The organism is Serratia sp. Je.1.23.a (assembly GCF_051129805.1).
In the GTDB taxonomy this organism is placed as follows: domain Bacteria; phylum Pseudomonadota; class Gammaproteobacteria; order Enterobacterales; family Enterobacteriaceae; genus Serratia; species Serratia liquefaciens.
The window spans coordinates 192,625-210,438 of record NZ_JBCPSR010000005.1 but is presented as its reverse complement, the minus strand read 5'-3'; the positions used below and the strand labels follow the sequence as shown (position 1 = coordinate 210,438).

20 protein-coding genes and 1 other RNA gene are annotated in these 17,814 nt (G+C 56.0%); 4 read left to right on the top strand and 17 right to left on the bottom strand.

What is annotated here, in order from left to right:
- Positions 1 to 50 precede the first annotated feature (50 nt).
- From AAZT04_RS18330 to AAZT04_RS18310, 5 genes are all read right to left on the bottom strand, one after another.
- A complete protein-coding gene (locus AAZT04_RS18330; protein WP_349525938.1) occupies positions 51 to 1,613 on the bottom strand; it encodes a S10 family peptidase in 1,563 nt (520 codons plus the stop codon).
- 116 nt (positions 1,614 to 1,729) lie between these two features.
- Positions 1,730 to 2,305: a division/outer membrane stress-associated lipid-binding lipoprotein gene (gene dolP / locus AAZT04_RS18325; protein ID WP_020831822.1), complete on the bottom strand. Its 576-nt coding sequence runs from the start codon at positions 2,303 to 2,305 to the stop codon at positions 1,730 to 1,732.
- Positions 2,306 to 2,314: 9 nt separating this feature from the next.
- The gene (gene diaA / locus AAZT04_RS18320) at positions 2,315 to 2,905 is read right to left on the bottom strand and encodes a DnaA initiator-associating protein DiaA (protein ID WP_020831820.1); all 591 of its coding nucleotides are present in this window, start codon (positions 2,903 to 2,905) and stop codon (positions 2,315 to 2,317) included.
- 51 nt (positions 2,906 to 2,956) lie between these two features.
- The gene (locus AAZT04_RS18315; RefSeq protein WP_020831818.1) at positions 2,957 to 3,310 is read right to left on the bottom strand and encodes a YraN family protein; all 354 of its coding nucleotides are present in this window, start codon (positions 3,308 to 3,310) and stop codon (positions 2,957 to 2,959) included.
- Positions 3,307 to 5,340, bottom strand: coding sequence for a penicillin-binding protein activator (locus tag AAZT04_RS18310; RefSeq protein WP_129984012.1), 2,034 nt, complete (start codon positions 5,338 to 5,340; stop codon positions 3,307 to 3,309). The genes AAZT04_RS18315 and AAZT04_RS18310 overlap by 4 nt, the downstream gene beginning before the upstream one ends.
- Positions 5,341 to 5,402: 62 nt before the next feature.
- Between AAZT04_RS18310 and rsmI the strand changes: the two genes are divergently transcribed.
- Together rsmI and rnpB are read left to right on the top strand one after the other, a co-directional pair.
- Positions 5,403 to 6,266 carry a 16S rRNA (cytidine(1402)-2'-O)-methyltransferase gene (gene rsmI, locus AAZT04_RS18305; RefSeq protein ID WP_020831815.1) on the top strand — a complete coding sequence of 288 codons (864 nt, stop codon included), beginning with the start codon at positions 5,403 to 5,405 and terminating at the stop codon, positions 6,264 to 6,266.
- A 41-nt stretch (positions 6,267 to 6,307) separates the two neighbouring features.
- Positions 6,308 to 6,686: RNase P RNA component class A (gene rnpB, locus AAZT04_RS18300), an RNA gene on the top strand.
- A gap of 58 nt (positions 6,687 to 6,744) precedes the next feature.
- Here rnpB and AAZT04_RS18295 read toward each other — a convergent pair.
- The gene (locus AAZT04_RS18295; protein WP_020831814.1) at positions 6,745 to 7,446 is read right to left on the bottom strand and encodes a pirin family protein; all 702 of its coding nucleotides are present in this window, start codon (positions 7,444 to 7,446) and stop codon (positions 6,745 to 6,747) included.
- Positions 7,447 to 7,553: 107 nt separating this feature from the next.
- Here AAZT04_RS18295 and AAZT04_RS18290 point away from each other — a divergent pair, with 107 nt between their 5' ends.
- Complete coding sequence (locus AAZT04_RS18290) at positions 7,554 to 8,459, top strand: LysR family transcriptional regulator (RefSeq protein ID WP_041414994.1); 906 nt, start codon at positions 7,554 to 7,556, stop codon at positions 8,457 to 8,459.
- Positions 8,460 to 8,496: 37 nt separating this feature from the next.
- Here AAZT04_RS18290 and AAZT04_RS18285 read toward each other — a convergent pair whose 3' ends face one another.
- The 11 genes from AAZT04_RS18285 to AAZT04_RS18235 form a co-directional block, all read right to left on the bottom strand.
- On the bottom strand, positions 8,497 to 9,483 hold the full coding sequence (locus AAZT04_RS18285; RefSeq protein ID WP_020831810.1) for a glutathione S-transferase family protein: 987 nt from the start codon (positions 9,481 to 9,483) through the stop codon (positions 8,497 to 8,499).
- A 72-nt stretch (positions 9,484 to 9,555) separates the two neighbouring features.
- The gene (locus AAZT04_RS18280) at positions 9,556 to 9,951 is read right to left on the bottom strand and encodes a DoxX family protein (protein ID WP_020831809.1); all 396 of its coding nucleotides are present in this window, start codon (positions 9,949 to 9,951) and stop codon (positions 9,556 to 9,558) included.
- 294 nt (positions 9,952 to 10,245) lie between these two features.
- On the bottom strand, positions 10,246 to 10,533 hold the full coding sequence (locus AAZT04_RS18275; protein ID WP_048759871.1) for a YqjK-like family protein: 288 nt from the start codon (positions 10,531 to 10,533) through the stop codon (positions 10,246 to 10,248).
- Entirely contained in the window at positions 10,530 to 10,934 is a 405-nt protein-coding gene (locus tag AAZT04_RS18270) for a phage holin family protein (protein WP_020831806.1), read from the bottom strand. The genes AAZT04_RS18275 and AAZT04_RS18270 overlap by 4 nt, the downstream gene beginning before the upstream one ends.
- Before the next feature lie 2 nt (positions 10,935 to 10,936).
- Positions 10,937 to 11,242 (bottom strand): DUF883 family protein, encoded by a 306-nt coding sequence (locus tag AAZT04_RS18265; RefSeq protein ID WP_020831805.1) that lies wholly within the window; start codon positions 11,240 to 11,242, stop codon positions 10,937 to 10,939.
- A gap of 164 nt (positions 11,243 to 11,406) precedes the next feature.
- Positions 11,407 to 11,778: a DUF1090 domain-containing protein gene (locus tag AAZT04_RS18260; protein WP_020831804.1), complete on the bottom strand. Its 372-nt coding sequence runs from the start codon at positions 11,776 to 11,778 to the stop codon at positions 11,407 to 11,409.
- Positions 11,779 to 11,999: 221 nt separating this feature from the next.
- Positions 12,000 to 12,371 carry an EnvZ/OmpR regulon moderator MzrA gene (gene mzrA / locus AAZT04_RS18255; protein WP_020831802.1) on the bottom strand — a complete coding sequence of 124 codons (372 nt, stop codon included), beginning with the start codon at positions 12,369 to 12,371 and terminating at the stop codon, positions 12,000 to 12,002.
- Positions 12,371 to 13,051 carry a DedA family protein gene (locus tag AAZT04_RS18250; RefSeq protein WP_020831800.1) on the bottom strand — a complete coding sequence of 227 codons (681 nt, stop codon included), beginning with the start codon at positions 13,049 to 13,051 and terminating at the stop codon, positions 12,371 to 12,373. Before AAZT04_RS18250 ends, mzrA begins: the two co-directional genes overlap by 1 nt.
- A 138-nt stretch (positions 13,052 to 13,189) precedes the next feature.
- Positions 13,190 to 13,636 (bottom strand): hypothetical protein, encoded by a 447-nt coding sequence (locus AAZT04_RS18245; protein ID WP_020831799.1) that lies wholly within the window; start codon positions 13,634 to 13,636, stop codon positions 13,190 to 13,192.
- A 185-nt stretch (positions 13,637 to 13,821) separates the two neighbouring features.
- Positions 13,822 to 14,598, bottom strand: coding sequence for a transcriptional regulator ExuR (gene exuR, locus AAZT04_RS18240; RefSeq protein WP_020831798.1), 777 nt, complete (start codon positions 14,596 to 14,598; stop codon positions 13,822 to 13,824).
- Between the two features lie 116 nt (positions 14,599 to 14,714).
- Positions 14,715 to 16,013 carry an MFS transporter gene (locus AAZT04_RS18235; RefSeq protein ID WP_020831796.1) on the bottom strand — a complete coding sequence of 433 codons (1,299 nt, stop codon included), beginning with the start codon at positions 16,011 to 16,013 and terminating at the stop codon, positions 14,715 to 14,717.
- 388 nt (positions 16,014 to 16,401) lie between these two features.
- Here AAZT04_RS18235 and uxaC point away from each other — a divergent pair, with 388 nt between their 5' ends.
- Positions 16,402 to 17,814, top strand: coding sequence for a glucuronate isomerase (uxaC, locus tag AAZT04_RS18230; RefSeq protein ID WP_129941639.1), 1,413 nt, complete (start codon positions 16,402 to 16,404; stop codon positions 17,812 to 17,814).

Genomic DNA, 17,814 nt, shown 5'->3' with positions numbered 1-17,814 from the left:
CTCCCCTACCGTTAGGCAGGGGAGCCGTCTCTTTAGCAGTGAATTTTGTATCAGGGTTTTTGACTGATAAACGCACTCAGGTCTGCATGCATCTTTTTGAGCGATGGTTCATCCACGTACGGCATATGCCCGGTGTCATACCAATAGAAACGGATATTGTCGCGTAGTTTGGGCGACACGGGCAGATGGCTCATCTCATATTTGGCGACGAAATAAGGCGTGGCCAGATCGTAAACCCCTCCTATCACCATCACTCTCATTGCCGGGTTCATTTTCATCACCCGCGACAGGCTCGGCAACACGTTAAACGATCTGTCGCGGCTGTTGCTGGACATGTTCCAGTCATAGATCTCATCGGAAAATGCGCGATAGTTTTGGTCGGCGCTAAAATGCAGCGTCTTGCCAAGATAATCGTGGAATTGCGCGACGTAGGCGGAAGTAATTGCACTGATGTTGGGATCGTAATTGGACGTTTCGGCGATATTATCCAGCGATGGCCCACGATAGCGGGTATCGATTCTGCCAATGGTCTCGTCCTGGCCGCTCAACAGTTGTTTGGCGAAAACCGGCCCACTCAGGCGCAGATTGGCCTTGAGCCAATAATCGGCCGAAATGCCGGTAAATTGGTAAAGTTGCTCGGCGAGCGTTTGGCGATCTTTTTCAGGCAGATTGGCACCTTGCAGCAATGCCTGGGCATAAGTCCCCAGTGCAAACTTCTCGGCCTGGTCTAACAAGGTTTGCAGGCTCTGGTGTTTGCCCGGCAGCCGCTGGTGGTACCACGCGCTGGCCGCGTAGGTGGGTAGTGCCAGGTAGTAAGGCTGATCGACGCCGGGGTTTTGATTGGGATCGTCGACATTGTTGTCATAGTTCAGAAACTGCGACATCAGGATAATGCCGTTAAGATCGATATTCTGATTTTTTAGCGTCTCGGCCAATACCACCGAGCGGGTGGTGCCGTAGCTTTCACCCAATAAATATTTAGGTGAGTTCCAGCGTTGGTAATGCGTTAGAAACTGAACGATAAACTGAGAAAAAGCCTGAGCATCGCCGTTGACGCCATAAACGTTGCTGGCACTCTGTGATTTTTGCTGCGCTCTCTCCGGCTGGCTGGCGGCACTGCTGGAAAAGCGGCTGTAACCCGTTCCGGGGGCATCGATAAACACCAGATCGCTGACGTTGAGCAGGCTGTATTGGTTATCGGTTAGTTGGTAAGGCGCCAGCTGTGTTTTCTCTGGCTGAGTAGCGATAACCCGTTTAGGCCCGAGTGCCCCCATATGCAGCCAAAGCGAGGCGGAGCCCGGCCCGCCGTTGTAGATAAAGGTAATCGGCCTGTTCTCGTTCTTATTCTCATTCTTTTTGAAATACGCGACATAGAACATGCCGGTCACGGGATCTTCTGGGTCGTCTTTGCTCAATTCCAGCACCCCGGTTTGCGCCTGATAATTGATTTTTACCTGGTTGACCGTGATCGCGCCTTCGGTAGCAACGGTTTTATCGGCCATCGGGGCTAGGGCGTGCTCGGCGCGGGGCGCTTCCTGTGGCGGATTGGAGGCGGAAACTCCGGCGGTGAATAAAGAAACGGCAGTGAGAAAACCGATTAAAATTCTGTCCATTTGAATTTTATCCGTAATGAAGTGAGAGATGACTTTAAACGCGACTCATTAAACCAGGGTACAACAGCGGGGAGCGTGCAGAAAAGCGGCAAGGGGAAGGCCCCTTGCCTGAAGGATCATTTAACGAAGGTGAAGGCGGTGGTGACGTGTTTCACGCCGCTCACCTGGCTGGCGATCTGCGCCGCAGACTGGCCTTCCTGTTGGGTGACCAGGCCCAGCAAGAACACTTCGCCATTTTCAGTGGTCACTTTCACGTTGGATGACTTCACCGTATCGCTGGTGAGCAGCTGTGAACGGACCTTGGTGGTGATCCAGGTATCGGAGGAGGCGGTGCTCAGGCTAACCGGCGTTCCCTGACGGATCTCGTTATACACTTCGGTGGTGCCTTCAACGCCCATGGCGATTTGCTTGGCGCGAGCCGCCAGATCGGTGCTTGGCGATTGGCCAGTCAGCAGGACTTTACCCTGGTAGGCGGTTGCGACCACCCGAGCCTCTTTTTTCAGCTGCTGATCTTTGCTCAGGGCATTTTCAACCCGGGCTTCCAGCGTCCCATCGTCTACCTGAGTCCCCACGCTGCGTGGGTCGGTGGCCGTTTTAGTGGCGACGGCGGCGCTGCCAACGACAACGCCTGCAATACAACCTTGTAACAGCAGGGCGCTGGACAGCACTGCAAATGTGGCTTTTAGCTTCATCTCAGTTCCTTAATCGTCCTGGTGGGGAAACAACGTATTATCTATCAGGTCGCATAGGCAATTTACAGTCAGCATATGCATTTCCTGAATGCGTGCACTGCGGTGGGAAGGGATGCGGATCTCGACATCCTGCTGACCGAGCAAGCCGGCCAGTTCCCCACCGTCGTAACCGGTAAGTGCGACAATCGTCATGTCACGCGTCACGGCGGCTTCGACCGCTTTCACAATATCACGGCTATTGCCGCGGGTGGAAATTGCCAGCAGTACGTCGCCGGCGTGTCCGAGCGCACGAACCTGTTTGGCATAGACTTCATCGTGCAGGCGATCGTTGGTGATCGCGGTCAGCACTACGTTATCGGCATTCAGGGCAATGGCCGGCAGGCTTGGGCGCTCGGTTTCAAAGCGGTTGATCATGCTGGCGGCGAAATGCTGCGCATTGGCTGCCGAGGTGCCATTACCGCAGCACAGAATTTTATTACCGTTAAGTAAGGATTGAACCAGCGTCATTGCTGCACGCGAGATGGCGTCGGGCAAAGCTTCCGCCGCCGCAATCTGGGTTTGGATGCTTTCGGTAAAACAGGCTTTAATTCTATCCAGCACGTTGTATTAATCCACTAAGTCAAAGGGCCGGTCTGCACCGGTAAACCACGTTTAATCCGCATTGAAGGCGTTGGGTATCCATTCTAACTGGCTACCGGTAATGGCCAAAACATCAAAACGGCAAGACGATGTGTCAAAACTGGCTCCGCGCCCCGCCAGCCAAACGGCGGCGGCATGCAGCAACCGCTGTTGCTTGCGATAGGTAACGCTGGCGGCTGCACCGCCAAACGCATCGCTGCGTCGGTAGCGTACTTCAACGAACACCCAGGTTTGGCCATCGCGCATGATCAGGTCGAGCTCACCGCCGCGCAGCGTAACATTGGCGGCGAAGAAGGTGAGCCCGGCGCGTTCCAGATAGTGGCGGGCCTGTAATTCATAGCCCGCCCCTGTGGCACGTTGACTCAAGAGACCGGAACGACCATGCCCTGGCGGTATTGCAACCAAGGCAGTTTTCTGTTGATGACGCAACCCGGTGAGGCGGTCAGCATGCCAGTGGTGCCGGAGACCTGGAAGCCGGGCAACTGGCGCATTTCAGCAAAGTGGTTGGACAATGTCCAGGCATCCATCCCCATGGCGTACAGACGCACCAGCGAGTAGTCGTTGCGGAACTGGCTGCTTGCCTGCTGCAACAGCTGCGGGTTGGCACCGGCCAGCAACGGGATATCGCTGAACTGCAGGCCTTCCATTTCCAGACGGAAGTCCGGACCGGCACCGGCCTGGTAGCTGCGTGAACTGGCGTACATCGCCGGCTTGCTGTGCGAGTTGGTGGCCATGTCGATCATCGGTTTGATCAACGTCAGCTGGGACTGGGTCGCGACGATATAGACCGAATCTACGCTGCCGCCGCTGGCTGCTGGCGTATCGCTCGGTGGCGCAGGGATGGTCAGCCCGGCAATGGTAACGGCCTGCGGTGCCGGCGCGGTGGAGATTGGCGTACCCGACATGCGAATGCCGCCGCTGTTCACCATTTGGCGCAATTCACCGGCGGAGCCGATATTTTGCTGCAGCACCGTTTGGCCGCCCAGTTTTTGCCACTCCTGATTAAAGGCTTTGGCAACGCGATCGCCGAAGGCACCGCGCGGGATCAGCAACAGCGGTTGCCGTTTCTGCTGTTCCCAAATGTGGCGGGCAGCATCGCGGGCTTCATCTTCCGGTGAAAGCGCGAAGTAACAAATGTTCGGATTGTCTTTCGGCGTTTCCGGCTGGTTGAGCGCCAAGACATTCAGGGTGGTGGTACTGCCAGCCAGTTGATCGACATTTTCTTTCAGCAGCGGGCCGACCACCAGGGTGGCACCATCCTGCTGGGCCTGCGTCAGCAGCGCGGCCAGTGGCTGACTGGAGGTATCATACACCTTAATTTGCGCGTTAGCGGCCTGCGGCGGCGTAATTGGCGCGGTAGACGGAGCAGAAGGCTGAGCGGCAGTGACCGGGGCAGCATCTGCTGACGGCGCCGAGGTGCTTACTGCGCCGTTGGCATTGGGATCCGTCGAGGCAGGAGCCTGTACCGGCTCGCTGGTAGGCTGTTGCTGCTGTTGTTGTTGCACCGGAGCGGAAGGCGTCACGCCGTTTTTCGCCGCTTCAAACCCTTTTTGGATCGCGTCGGCGAACACTTTTGCCTGGCCGTTCAACGGCAGCAGCAGTGCGATTTTTGAAGTGGAAGCCTGGGTAAAGTTCAGTACCTGGTTTAACTGAGTGGGCAGTGTTTTCGCCGCCGGATTCTGCGGGTAGCGATTCTGCCAATCTTTAATACCGGCCTTCAGCAGATCGGGATCCTGTTTGTTGTCCTGATAAACGCGCAGCAGATCCAACCAGCCCTGCAGTACATTCTCATTGGCGTTGATCACCAGACTGTTCATGTCCTGCGGTGTCAGCTGCAGCAGGGCCAGCCAGGTCTGGTCCAGATTGGTTTGGTGCGCTTTGCCGGTCACCAGCGGTTCTTGTGCGATGTAAGCGCGGATCAGCGGCAGGGAAGGTTTACCCTGATTAGCAGCGATCTGCGCCTGGTAGAAGCGCACCAGCTGGTTGGCCGACAACGAGCCGGTATCCAGATGGCTCAGGGTGGTGCGGGCAGCGACATAGCTTTTGTTCGCCACCTGCAGCTCGGCGCTCAGTAACTGGCGCTCCACCAGTTGAACGCTGCTGAGGTTTTTCGGCAGCTGGTTCAGTTGTTCACTGGCCTGCGGCAGTTTCCCTTCGCGCAGTAACGCGCGAATAGCAAGTAATTGCCAGTCAGCCTTGTTATCATTGCTGCTTTGCTGTAGCTGCTGCAGATAGTAATCGGAACTGGCGCTCGCTTCGTCCTGTATATTAGCGGGCGGCGTCTGCGGGGCCTGACTCGGGCAACCTGCAAGGAAAAGGGCTGCCGCGATAACTGCGGTAAGTCGGACAGGCTTTGAACGCCCTGCTTTGGTACGAACGAATGTTGAGGAAAGCATACTGTATCCAGTGATGTTTTTTTCAAGATGCTTAATATTAAATCGGCAATCCGGATGAAACAATGAATCAACACCAACAATCAGTCATTTCTGCATCAACGCTGTATGTGGTGCCCACCCCAATCGGCAATTTAGGGGACATTACCCACCGTGCGTTAGAGGTACTGAAAAGCGTTGATCTGATTGCGGCGGAGGACACGCGCCACACCGGGTTGCTGTTGCAACACTTTGCGATTAGCGCGCGGTTGTTTGCGCTGCACGACCATAACGAACAGCAAAAGGCCGATCAACTGCTGGCGAAATTGCAGGAAGGCCAGAGCATTGCGCTGGTTTCCGACGCAGGTACGCCTTTGATTAACGATCCTGGCTATCACCTGGTACGCCGCTGCCGTGAAGCCGGTATCCGCGTCGTACCCTTACCCGGCGCCTGTGCGGCAACCACCGCGCTGTGTGCTGCCGGTCTGGCTTCAGACCGCTTCTGTTACGAAGGGTTCCTGCCGGCGAAAACCAAGGGGCGTAAGGATACGCTGATGGCGCTGGCAGAGGAACCGCGCACGCTGATTTTCTACGAATCAACCCACCGTCTTCTGGAAAGTTTGCAGGACATGGTGACCGTGTGGGGGCCGCACCGTTACGTGGTGCTGGCGCGCGAACTGACCAAGACCTGGGAATCCATTACCGGTGCGCCGGTCGGCGAATTGCTGGCCTGGGTGCAGGAAGATGAAGTGCGTCGTCGCGGTGAGATGGTGTTGATCGTTGAAGGCCACAAAGTACAGGAAGATGCACTGCCGCTGGAGGCGTTGCGGACGCTGGCGCTGTTGCAAAAAGAATTGCCGTTGAAAAAGGCGGCGGCGCTGGCGGCGGAGATCCACGGCGTGAAGAAAAATGCGTTGTATAAACACGCATTGGAGCAACAAGAACAGTAAAGCGGTTGACCTGCCGTGAGCGCAACGCTACTATCCGCGCCGGAGTTGACCAGACAGTCGCCGCTTCACTGCCGTCCCTTTCGGGGGAGACAGGTGGAGGGGAGGAAAGTCCGGGCTCCATAGGGCAGGGTGCCAGGTAACGCCTGGGAGGCGCAAGCCTACGACTAGTGCAACAGAGAGCAAACCGCCGATGGCCCGCGCAAGCGGGATCAGGTAAGGGTGAAAGGGTGCGGTAAGAGCGCACCGCGCGACTGGCAACAGTTCGTGGCACGGTAAACTCCACCCGGAGCAAGGCCAAATAGGGGTTCACATGGTACGGCCCGTACTGAACCCGGGTAGGCTGCTTGAGCCAGTGAGCGATTGCTGGCCTAGAGGAATGACTGTCCACGACAGAACCCGGCTTACCGGTCAGCTCCCTCTATAAAGAAAACCCCGCGTGACGCAAGTTACGCGGGGTTTTTTCCTTTCAGGATGTGACTCACACCGGCAAGTCGATCAGCAGCGCACGCAGCGGCGTGGCGGCGCGTATCGTCAGGCGGTTTTCATCATGGATAAATGCGCCGTCACCGCACGTCAGGTTCTGGCTGTCCTGATGGTTGCCCTGGGCTTCAATGGTACCGTGGATCGACTGCAAGTAAGCACGGGGCCCATTCAATGCCAACGTCTGCTGCTCGCCTTCCTGTAAATCCAGGTGATGGATCCACACCTGTTGTCGCAGTTGCAGGCTACCCTGAGCGCCGTCCGGCGATGCCAGTAGCGTCACACCCTTCGCTGGCAGCGTCAGGCGCTGCACTCGTTCGTTATTGGTGTCTGGACAGGCATCCAACCACAGTTGCAGACGGGTTAGCGGCGTATCGCTGCTGGCGTTTTGTTCGCTGTAACTCATCCCTGGCTGGGTGGCCAGCAGCAAAGCCTCACCGGCCTTGGCGCTCATCGAGTTACCGTCGCTGTCGCGATATTCGGCCTGGCCCTGCAGGATCAAATTCAGAATGTCCACGCTCGGATAAGTACGCGGCTGCAAGGCTGCGCCCGGCGCCAGGACTTCCTGATTGAGCACCCGCAGCGAGGCGTAACCCATCAGCTTGGGATCGAAGTAATGTCCAAAAGAAAAGGTGTAGCGAGCCTGCAGCCAACCAAAGTCAGCTTGCCCGCATTGTTTTGCTGTTCTGCATGTAATCATGGCAATTGGCTCTCTAAATTCATTATCTAGATGGTAAGCATCTGGACGCCGGATTGTTAGCCAGTTAATCTGGTCGGCATATTCAAATTTCCTGACAGAGAGATTCGATGGCCAGAGATCGGGCGTTAACGCTTGAAGCGTTAAGGGTTATGGATGCGATCGACCGACGTGGCAGCTTTGCTGCGGCAGCCGATGAGCTGGGGCGTGTGCCTTCGGCGCTCAGCTACACCATGCAAAAATTGGAAGAAGAATTGGACGTGGTGCTGTTCGACCGCTCCGGCCACCGCACCAAATTCACCAACGTCGGCCGCATGCTGCTGGATCGTGGACGGGTGCTGCTGGAGGCGGCGGATAAGTTGACCACCGACGCCGAGGCACTGGCGCGCGGCTGGGAAACCCATCTGACTATCGTCAGCGAGGCCTTGTCGCCGCCAAGCAAGCTGTTTCCGCTGGTTGATAAGCTGGCGCTCAAAGCCAATACCCAGGTGTCTATCTTCACTGAGGTGCTGGCTGGAGCCTGGGAGCGGCTGGAGCAGGGGCGCGCCGATATCGTTATCGCCCCGGACATGCATTTTCGCGCCTCGTCAGAAATCAACACGCGCAAACTGTACAAAGTGACGAGCATGTATGTGGCCGCACCGGACCATCCGATCCATCTCGAGCCGGAGCCGTTGGCTGAGGCCACGCGGGTGAAATACCGTGGTATCGCGGTAGCCGATACCGCCAGGGAACGTCCGGTATTAACCGTACAATTGCTGGATAAGCAGCAGCGTCTGACGGTGAGCACCATTGAAGATAAACGTCTGGCTCTGTTGGCCGGTCTGGGCGTGGCGACCATGCCTTACCCGATGGTCGAGAAAGATATCGAAGAAGGGCGCTTGCGGGTGGTGGGGCCTGAATACAGCCGTGAAGTTGACATTATCATGGCCTGGCGGCGCGACAGCATGGGCGAGGCGAAAGCCTGGTTCCTGCGCGAGATCCCAAGGCTGTTCACCCAGTTGGAGCGTCAGTAAGCGCTCCCCCTTGCCGCATGCAAAGGGGAGCTTGCCGTTAACCGAAACGCGTGTCGCGACCGTGTGGTTCGTCGAGATCCTGCGCCGGCCCAATCGAAATGATGCCGTGCGGATTGATGGTGGCGTGGCTGCGATAATAGTGATTGCGGATGTGCGGCAAACTGACCGTTTCGGCAATGCCTGGCATCTGGTAGATATCACGCAGGAAGCCGTACAGGTTGAGGTAATCGCTGATGCGGTGTTTGTCGCACTTAAAGTGGGTAACATACACCGGATCGAAGCGTATCAACGTGGTCCACAGGCGCAGGTCAGCCTCAGTCAGGCGATCGCCCGTCAGATAACGCTGTTGTCCCAGAATTTGCTCCAGCCGTGCCAGGGCGTCGAATACCCCGTGTACCGCTTCGTCATAGGCCTCCTGGCTGGTGGCAAAACCGGCCTTATACACTCCGTTGTTCACCAGGTCGTAAATCCAGCCGTTCAGCTCATCAATTTTCCCGCGTAGCTCTGCAGGATAATAATCGCCGGCGCGTGCGCCAACGCCATCGAATGCGCTGTTGAACATGCGAATGATATCGGCGGATTCATTGCTGACGATGGTTTGCTGCTGCTTGTCCCACAGCACCGGAACAGTCACACGACCGGTGTAGTGCGGGTCGGCGCGCAGGTAAAGCTGGTAGAGGAAATCTGAGTGATAGAGATCATCGCCGGTCGCTTCAGGGAAATCGGTGCCGAAGGTCCAGCCGTTTTCCAGCATCAGCGGATGTACCACCGAAACAGGAATGATCTGCTCCAGCCCTTTCAATTTACGCATCAGCAGAGTGCGGTGCGCCCAAGGGCAGGCAAGTGAAACGTACAGGTGATAACGATCTTTCTCCGCTTTAAAACCTCCGACGCCGTGTTCGCCCGGCTGGCCGTCGGCGGTCACCCAGTTGCGGAACTGAGAGGTTGAGCGTTTGAAACGGCCTCCGGTAGATGAGGTGTCATACCAGATGTCTTGCCAAACGCCATCGACGAGTTGTCCCATGGGAATCTCCTTCGTGTCCGAGTGAAAAAGCAGAAGGGCCCGCTTACCGGGCCCCGTGTCGCTATTAAAAACTTACCACTTCTTGTTCAGCAAACGGTCGATACTGAAACCGCCCGGGCCGGCAACAGCCAGTACCAGGAAGCCGCCGGCGATGGCCAGGTTCTTCATGAACATCAGCTGGTTTACGCCTTCCGCAAAGTTAGTATGGAACAATAACGCGGTCAGCACAGTAAAACCGGCGGTGAACAGCGCTACGGTACGAGTCAGGAAACCGAACATGATTGCCAGACCGCCGCCAAATTCCAGCAGGATGGTCAGCGGCAACAAGAAGCCAGGCACGCCCATTGATTGCATGTACTGTTGGGTTCCGGCATAGGCATCGCCCATTTTGCCGTAGCCTGCCACGATAAACAGGATTGTCATCAAAATACGCGCAACCAGCAAACCTGTATCTTCTAATTTTTTCATCATTTACTCCAAAGTGATTTTTGTTTGCCAGTCTTGGCGTTTTCATGTCGGTGGGCGGTATGCCGGGTATTTAGCCCCGTGCGGCCCGTCTCGTGTCGATGGAGTGAATGTTAATCGGGAAGCGTACGCTTTGTTAGCAAGTAAAACTGTCGTATTTTTTCAAAAAAACTGAATCTTTAGCCTGCTAACAAAGAGAGGGGAATCAGAATGTTGCCCAGCCTTCACCGACAGAAACGGGAATTTTCTGCGAAAAGGCGGGCTTAACAACGGAAGAATTGAAGGAACTGCGAAAGGTTATTTGTTGGAAAAGGTTTTCTGGATCAAACGGATAGTGCCAAAGACACCAAAAGCACGACGAGACCAGCGAATCAGCTTGCTTGGATGGCGTATACCGTAGATGGCCATCACGCTGGAGCCGACCACCAGGTATTTACGCAAGCCGAAAACCGTTTGCCAGCCGCGGTCGATACGCTCGGTCTTTTCCAACCACAGGGTTTTGTTTTCCGCAAGATCCAGCCTTTGCTGCTGGATCTTGCGGACGAGCTTCTCTTTTCTCCATTCCAGATAGCGGCGACGATTCATTTTTCGTCCTCCAGCTCGGAACGGTCGATCTCCAACTGTTTGCGCGTGGCGCCCAACAACGTGGAGCGGCGAGCCTTGACCAGTGTCCAAATGGCACCGAACACGGCCAAGAACAGCAGCACCCCGGTAGTGGCCCCTAACGCCATCAGGCGGTAGATAGGATCGATGGCCCAGAAAATCAGGATCAACAGGCTCATCAGGCCAAATGCGGTGAACAACAGTGTCATGCCGGCCATGATCAGCAACTGAATGAGGTTGGCTTTCTCCTCTTCCAACTCGACCACTGCCAGACGGACACGGGTTTCCACCATACCGACCAGAATAGTAATGATGCGCTGGGCGACATCCAGGACCCCCTTGGCGGGGCCCTGTGCACGAACTTGCGGTTGTTGTTCAGCCATAATTAGCGGCGAGCTAACAGAACGCCCAGAACCACACCGACAGCGGCGCCGATACCGATACCAGTCCACGGATTATCACGAACATATTCGTCCGCCTGGCCGGCGATCTGTTTGGTTTGAGAAGCCAGTTTGTCCCCGGCATCGCTCAGGCGAGCACGGGTATCCTTCAGTGCGCCTTCAGCTTTGGAGCGCAGCTTTTCCAGCTCGGCTTTTGGCTTATCGGTGGAAGAGTTCAACACTTCTTCCAGCGTATCGGCTAAGGATTTAAGTTCAGCGCGTAAGTTTTCTGCATTTGAATCATGTGCCATGTGATAATTCCTTAACGTTAACTGAGACAGACTTTTAACATAGCGGATTTTTTCGCCGGAGCAAAGGGGGGATGAGTAGTTGATATCACTAAGCATCCATTTCAAATACGGTAAAAATCCCGCATGGTGCGGCTCTCAGCGATAAATCCGCTAGTGTAAAAAAATTATTCCGCTTGGGCTTGCTTAAGCTCGGCTTGAGCTTCAGTCAGCTTTTTCTGTTTCTTGGCAATTTTATCCAGATTGCCGGCCTGCTGAGCTTCTTTCAGCTCCTGCTGACGTTCGGCAACCTTGCTTTGTTTCTCATCGATTTTTTTCTGGCGATCGGCCTGCAGGCCGGCTTCGGTACAATGCGTTTGCACTTCGCTCAGTGCCGTTTTCAGCCCAGCAACACGGTGAGTGTTGCCATGCTGGGTGGCGTAATCGATCTGTTTTTGAATCTCTTGTGCTTTGGCTGCACAACCGCCCTCAGCCGCAAACGACAGGGCCGGGAAGACGAAGAATGGGAGAGCCAGTAACATCGATTGGCGTAATTTCATGCTATCAATTCCTTGTTAATGGGAGGCGCTAGAACGCATCCACTGTTCCTGACTGCCAACAGGGGCAGTGCGACAGGAGTCTTACGTGGCTGACTGACGCTAACTTTGAGCATAGCCATAAATCGTGAAGACCCCAAAGAATCCGCCACAGTTCGGTGGTGATTGATGCTTAATTGAACAGGGCGGTGTTATGAAAGGAAACCCTTTCATATGAAAGGGTATTATCCCAGATTAAGGGGAGAGCGTGCAAATTCACGTACCCAATGGGTAGGTACTGGGGATTCGCTCAGGGCAATGATGTACCCCGGCGGCAGAATGGTTTGCAAGGCCTCGCGCGCCAGCAACTGCTGTTCCGGCGAGTCCAGGCGGATCACCAGACCGTCGCCTTCCGGAGTAATGCTTTTGATGCGAATACCGCGTTGATCCAGCCGTTGATAGACATAAAAACCGTCAGGCAGCGAAAGGCCTTGCTGCCCTGCGCGAATGCGTAGCTCGCTTTCGGTTCGCACCATGCAGGGCACCAACAGCGTGGCGAGTGCCAGCAAAGCGAGCGCAATCAGCAAAACATATTGCCAGCGCGGGCGCTTGATCATCACGCCCCTTTCCCCTGGTCCTGGCTGTCGGCGCGTTTCTTGCGCCACAAGACGATCAGCGAGCCGACTAACCCGACGACCAGCAGCACCAGCGGCAACAGCATCAGGCAGAACATCAGCTGGTCTTCATACTTACGAAATACCGGAGTTTTTCCCAGCGCAAAGCCCAGCGAGGTGAGGATCACGACCCACAGCAGGCCGCTCATCCAGTTAAAGAACTGGAAGCGGGCATTGCTCAGGCCAGACAGTCCGGCAATGGTCGGCAGCAGAGTGCGGACAAACGCCAGGAAACGGCCGACCAGCAAGGCCGAAAGCCCATGGCGGTGGAACAGTTGGTGAGCCCGTTGATGATAGTGAGCCGGCAGATGCGACAGCCAGCCCTGTACCGTTCGGGTATTGCCGAGCCACTTGCCCTGTATGTAGCTGACCCAGCACCCCAGGCTGGCGGCGACGGTCAGGATCAGGATGGTGAGCGGGAAATTCATGGTGCCTTTGGCGATCAGGACGCCGACCAGGATCAACAGGCTATCCCCTGGCAGAAAGGCTGCCGGCAGCAGACCGTTTTCCAAAAACAGGATCATAAACAGCAGCACGTAGAGGGTCCAGACCAGCGAAGGGTTCGCCAGCGTCTCAAAATCCTGCTGCCATAAGGCATGTAACAGTTCTTTAATGATGTCCATCCGGTGTTCCTAAAACGTCATTGTTTATTTTATTTCAGCGGCTGATCGAGTGGGGCCGAAAGCGCGCGGGCGATGCTGGCTGCTGATAATGATGAAACGGCGTTGCTTTTTAGTAGATTCTAGTCGGTGCGACACCGGTCATGAGTGGTAAGTCAGCGTGCCACGGTAAAGCATATTACTTTCTTTCCAGCCGCCTAGCCTGTTTTGCTGCTGCGGGGTGTGCAGCGTCCAGTTGACCTGGGCAAGCCGGTTGAGCGCAGGTGAGTTCTGGCGCGGGAGTTTGGTGCGGTGGCCCAGCTCTGCGGCCAGGGTATAGACCGGCGGTAATTGGGCGCAGGTCGACAGCGAGCCGGAGAAGGAATGCAACCGCGGCAATAACAACGGCAATTTACCCGGCTTTTTTCGCTGCAGCTCTGCCGGTGACCGATAAACCTGGTCGTAAGGGGAAAGCAGCGGATCGGAGAGCGAGGGTAAACTGCTCAGCGATGTAGGGGTTGCTTTGGAAGGTGCCGCGCATAGCTTTTGGCCGGAGACCGAACCGGTCCAGCAAAAAAGAGCAATAAGCATGGCAAACAACCAGCGCATGTATTCGCGTCCCGCCCCGTAGCAGAGGGTAAAAAAGTGGCTCAACTTTACCAAAATAGCACGATTGGCAACAGGGAAATCTACGTTGCCAGCGGTGAAATACTACACGGCAAATCGCCGTTCAGGCATCGATTCAGCGGATTTTACAATACCTGACATAACCCGACGATTTTTGACCGCCTGGGCTATTTATTTTCGGCGGCTACGCCATCGAGATGCACTACCGGGTTATCGGCGAACAGGTAGCGGTCGGCATTATATTCAAAATCGTCGCTGGTGGCGTTGAACAGCATCTGCTTGGTGTTTTCCAGGTGCTGCCACATGGCCAACTTGGCGGCGTAAGGATCTTTACGTATCAATGCTTTGAGGATCTGATCGTGGTCGTCGCACCAGCTGGCGATGGAGCGATCGTCGATATGCTCATGCAGCTTGATCCAATAAGGGTTATTCACCCGCTGAACCCACATTTTTTCCACGATGGTGGCCATGGCGGTGTTCTGAGTGGCCAGCGCCACCTGCACGTGGAATTTCAGATCCCACTGCGAGTCGCGGAAGCGATCTTCCTTGCGCGCCTGTTCCTGGATCTCCATCAGTTGGACGATGTCCTGCTTGGTAACCTGGGTCGCGGCGAATTCGGCGATGTTGCTCTCAATCAGTTGGCGTGCCTGCAGCAGCTCGAACGGCCCGGCGGTGGCAAATTCAATGCTGTCGCCCGGCACCACCAGATGCTTTTGCTGGTTGGACATCACGTGGATCCCGGAGCCTTTGCGTACGTCGACGTAGCCTTCCACTTCCAGCATGATGATCGCTTCGCGTACCACGGTACGGCTGACGTTCATCTCTTCGGCAATGTAGCGCTCGGCCGGCAGCTTATCGCCCACCGGGTATCGGCCGCTTTCGATACGCTGTTTAAGCTCGGCGGCCAGTTGCTGATACAGGCGTCTGGTTTCAGTGAATTCCATAGTGAATGCTCTTTGGATAGGGAGGGGCGTATGGCCATGGATTTGTTATACCACTTATCCGGCAGAGCTGCCAGTAGGCTCCGGGGAGCGCCCGGCGCGATGGCCGGGCTGCGGGGTTAATGGCGCGCGGGGGAGGGGTCCAATACTGCCTCTTCGGATTGCGTAGCGGGGCGATTTTGCAGGACGGTCCAGATAACGATGGCGCCGAGAATATCGAATACCGACAGTGCGGCAAACAGTGGGCTGAAGCCCAGTGTGTCCGCCAGGGCGCCGACCACCAGGGCAAACAGGGTGCTGGCGGTCCAGGCCGCCATGCCGGTCAGGCCGTTGGCGGTGGCCACCTCGTTGCGACCGAAGACGTCAGAAGACAGGGTAATCAGTGCACCAGACAGCGCCTGATGGGCAAAGCCACCGACGCACAGCAGCGCGATAGCCGCATAGGGGCTGGTAAACAGGCCTATCATGCCAGGGCCAATCATCAGCACAGCACCCAAGGTAACCACCAGCTTACGTGAAACAATCAGGTTCACTTTAAAGTGTTTCTGGAAAAACGGTGGCAGGTAACCGCCGACGATACAGCCCAGATCGGCGAACAGCATCGGCATCCAGGCGAACATGGCGATCTCTTTCAGGTTGAAGCCGTAGGCTTTGAACATGAATAACGGGATCCAGGCATTGAAGGTGCCCCAGGCCGGTTCTGCCAGAAAGCGCGGCAGCGCGATGCCCCAGAACTGGCGGTTGCGAACAATCTGCCAGGCGGACATTTTCTTGGCGTTGCCGGTTTGGTGCTGTGCTTCCTGCCCACCCAGAATGTACTCGCGCTCTTCGTCGCTGAGTTTCTTCTGGTCTTTCGGGTGTTTATAGAAAATCAGCCAGCAGACAGCCCAGATCAGGCTCAGCACGCCGGTAATGATGAACGCCATTTCCCAACTGTGCGCGACAATCGCCCAGACCACCAGCGGCGGCGCCAGCATGCCGCCTATCGACGAGCCGACGTTGAAGTAACCCACGGCGATGGAACGTTCTTTGGCCGGGAACCACTCACTGCTGGCCTTCAGCCCGGCGGGGATCATTGCCGCCTCCGCCATGCCCACAGCCCCGCGCGCCAATGCCAGCCCGCCCCAACTGTTGGCCAGAGCCGTGCCCATGCAAAACAGCGCCCACAGGATGGCGAACATGGCGTATCCGACCTTGGTACCCAAGACGTCCAGCACATATCCCGCCACCGGTTGCATCAGGGTATAGCAGGCAGAATAGGCCGCAACGATGTAAGAATACTGCTGCGTGGTGATGTGTAAGGTGTCTTCCAGCGTGGGCGCGGCGACGGCGATGGCGTTACGCGTCAGGTAACCCAGCACGGTGCCGATGGTCACCAGCCCGATCATGTACCAGCGTAACCCTTTAATTTTACGCATCCGAAATATCTCCCAGTCTTGAATTGGCGGCGCCCTGTCGGCGTCAGCGTTTTAAGGGGTTATCCCTTTATCGTTGATTTGCGCCGGCCTGTTCATGACCGGCGTATTCCCGCCGCAAGCACGACTGGGTGGCGAGACAATAACTTGTCATACAGATTTAAAAGTTGAGTGATATCACAAAAGCCATTTTTCAATTCGGCAATACTGTTTGCCGCATGATTGGGCTGTTTAGGCGCTATCTGACCGCAAAAATGCCGGTAAACGGCCTTTTCTGGGTCATGGCACCCTGGCTGAAGGCGATATTTTGCTGGACGCCCAATAAAATTGGTGTGATAACTTTGTCGCATTGAACACTGTGTCGAACGGCAAGCAAGGTGAGGAGCCAGCTATGGCGACGTTTTTAAACGAAGATTTCTTGCTGGGCAGCGAATTCGCCCGGCGTTTGTATCATGACTATGCGGCGGAGCAACCGATCTTTGACTATCACTGTCATCTGCCACCGGAACAGATCGCCGAGAACACCCGTTTTAAAAATTTATACGAAATCTGGCTTAAGGGTGACCACTACAAATGGCGGGCGATGCGCACCAACGGGGTGGCAGAACGGCTGTGTACCGGCGATGCCGGCGATCGTGAAAAATTCGATGCCTGGGCTGCCACCGTACCGCATACCCTGGGTAACCCACTTTATCACTGGACCCACCTGGAGCTGCGTCGTCCGTTCGGTATCACCGACACGCTGCTTTCCCCGGCGACGGCGGACGATATCTGGCAGCGCGGCAATGCCCTGCTGGCGCAGGACGATTTCAGGGCGCGCGGCATCATGCAGCAGATGAATGTGAAGATGGTCGGCACCACTGACGATCCTGTCGACGATCTGCGCCACCATAAAGCCATTGCCGCCGACAGCAGTTTCGATATCAAGGTGTTGCCAAGTTGGCGACCGGACAAGGTGTTTAATATCGATGCGCCGGGCTTCAATGACTATCTGCAAAAGCTGGAAGCGGCAGCCGATATTCATATCGGTCGATTCAGCGCGCTGTGTGACGCGTTGAAAAAGCGCATGGATCATTTTGCCGCCCATGGCTGCAAGGTGGCTGACCATGCGTTGGACGTGGTGGTTTATGGAGAGGCGGATGAAGCTGCACTGGATGCGATTTTAACGGCGCGCCTGAGCGGCAAGTTACCTGCGCCAGAGCAGAGCGCCCAATTCAAAAGTGCGGTGCTGCTGTTCCTGGCGGCAGAATATCAACGCCGTGAATGGGTGCAGCAATATCACATCGGCGCGCTGCGCAATAATAACAGCCGCATGCTGGCCAGCGTCGGCCCGGATATCGGCTTTGATTCGATAAATGACCGACCGCTGGCGGAGCCACTTTCACGCCTGCTGGATGCCCAGGCGCGTCAGGGGGGCCTGCCGAAGACCATCCTGTACTGCCTCAACCCGCGTGACAATGAAGTGATCGCCACCATGGTCGGTAACTTCCAGGGAGAGGGTACGCCGGGCAAGATGCAGTTCGGTTCCGGCTGGTGGTTCAACGATCAGAAAGACGGTATGCAACGTCAGATGACGCAATTGGCGCAGCTCGGCTTGTTGAGCCGCTTTGTCGGTATGCTGACCGACAGTCGTAGCTTCCTGTCTTATACCCGCCATGAATACTTCCGCCGCATCCTTTGCCAGATGATGGGACGTTGGGTGGCAGACGGCGAGGCACCGGCAGATATCGCGCTGCTGGGCGAGATGGTGAAAAACATCTGCTTCGACAATGCCAAGAACTATTTCGCCATTGAACTGGCGTAG

Coding starts and splice junctions, on each gene's coding strand:
- AAZT04_RS18330 (WP_349525938.1), bottom strand. CDS start 1,613: ATGGACAGAATTTTAATCGGTTTTCTCACTGCCGTTTCTTTATTCACC.
- dolP (WP_020831822.1), bottom strand. CDS start 2,305: ATGAAGCTAAAAGCCACATTTGCAGTGCTGTCCAGCGCCCTGCTGTTA.
- AAZT04_RS18310 (WP_129984012.1), bottom strand. CDS start 5,340: ATGCTTTCCTCAACATTCGTTCGTACCAAAGCAGGGCGTTCAAAGCCT.
- rsmI (WP_020831815.1), top strand. CDS start 5,403: ATGAATCAACACCAACAATCAGTCATTTCTGCATCAACGCTGTATGTG.
- AAZT04_RS18295 (WP_020831814.1), bottom strand. CDS start 7,446: ATGATTACATGCAGAACAGCAAAACAATGCGGGCAAGCTGACTTTGGT.
- AAZT04_RS18290 (WP_041414994.1), top strand. CDS start 7,554: ATGGCCAGAGATCGGGCGTTAACGCTTGAAGCGTTAAGGGTTATGGAT.
- AAZT04_RS18285 (WP_020831810.1), bottom strand. CDS start 9,483: ATGGGACAACTCGTCGATGGCGTTTGGCAAGACATCTGGTATGACACC.
- AAZT04_RS18280 (WP_020831809.1), bottom strand. CDS start 9,951: ATGAAAAAATTAGAAGATACAGGTTTGCTGGTTGCGCGTATTTTGATG.
- AAZT04_RS18275 (WP_048759871.1), bottom strand. CDS start 10,533: ATGAATCGTCGCCGCTATCTGGAATGGAGAAAAGAGAAGCTCGTCCGC.
- AAZT04_RS18270 (WP_020831806.1), bottom strand. CDS start 10,934: ATGGCTGAACAACAACCGCAAGTTCGTGCACAGGGCCCCGCCAAGGGG.
- AAZT04_RS18265 (WP_020831805.1), bottom strand. CDS start 11,242: ATGGCACATGATTCAAATGCAGAAAACTTACGCGCTGAACTTAAATCC.
- AAZT04_RS18260 (WP_020831804.1), bottom strand. CDS start 11,778: ATGAAATTACGCCAATCGATGTTACTGGCTCTCCCATTCTTCGTCTTC.
- mzrA (WP_020831802.1), bottom strand. CDS start 12,371: ATGATCAAGCGCCCGCGCTGGCAATATGTTTTGCTGATTGCGCTCGCT.
- AAZT04_RS18250 (WP_020831800.1), bottom strand. CDS start 13,051: ATGGACATCATTAAAGAACTGTTACATGCCTTATGGCAGCAGGATTTT.
- AAZT04_RS18245 (WP_020831799.1), bottom strand. CDS start 13,636: ATGCGCTGGTTGTTTGCCATGCTTATTGCTCTTTTTTGCTGGACCGGT.
- exuR (WP_020831798.1), bottom strand. CDS start 14,598: ATGGAATTCACTGAAACCAGACGCCTGTATCAGCAACTGGCCGCCGAG.
- AAZT04_RS18235 (WP_020831796.1), bottom strand. CDS start 16,013: ATGCGTAAAATTAAAGGGTTACGCTGGTACATGATCGGGCTGGTGACC.
- uxaC (WP_129941639.1), top strand. CDS start 16,402: ATGGCGACGTTTTTAAACGAAGATTTCTTGCTGGGCAGCGAATTCGCC.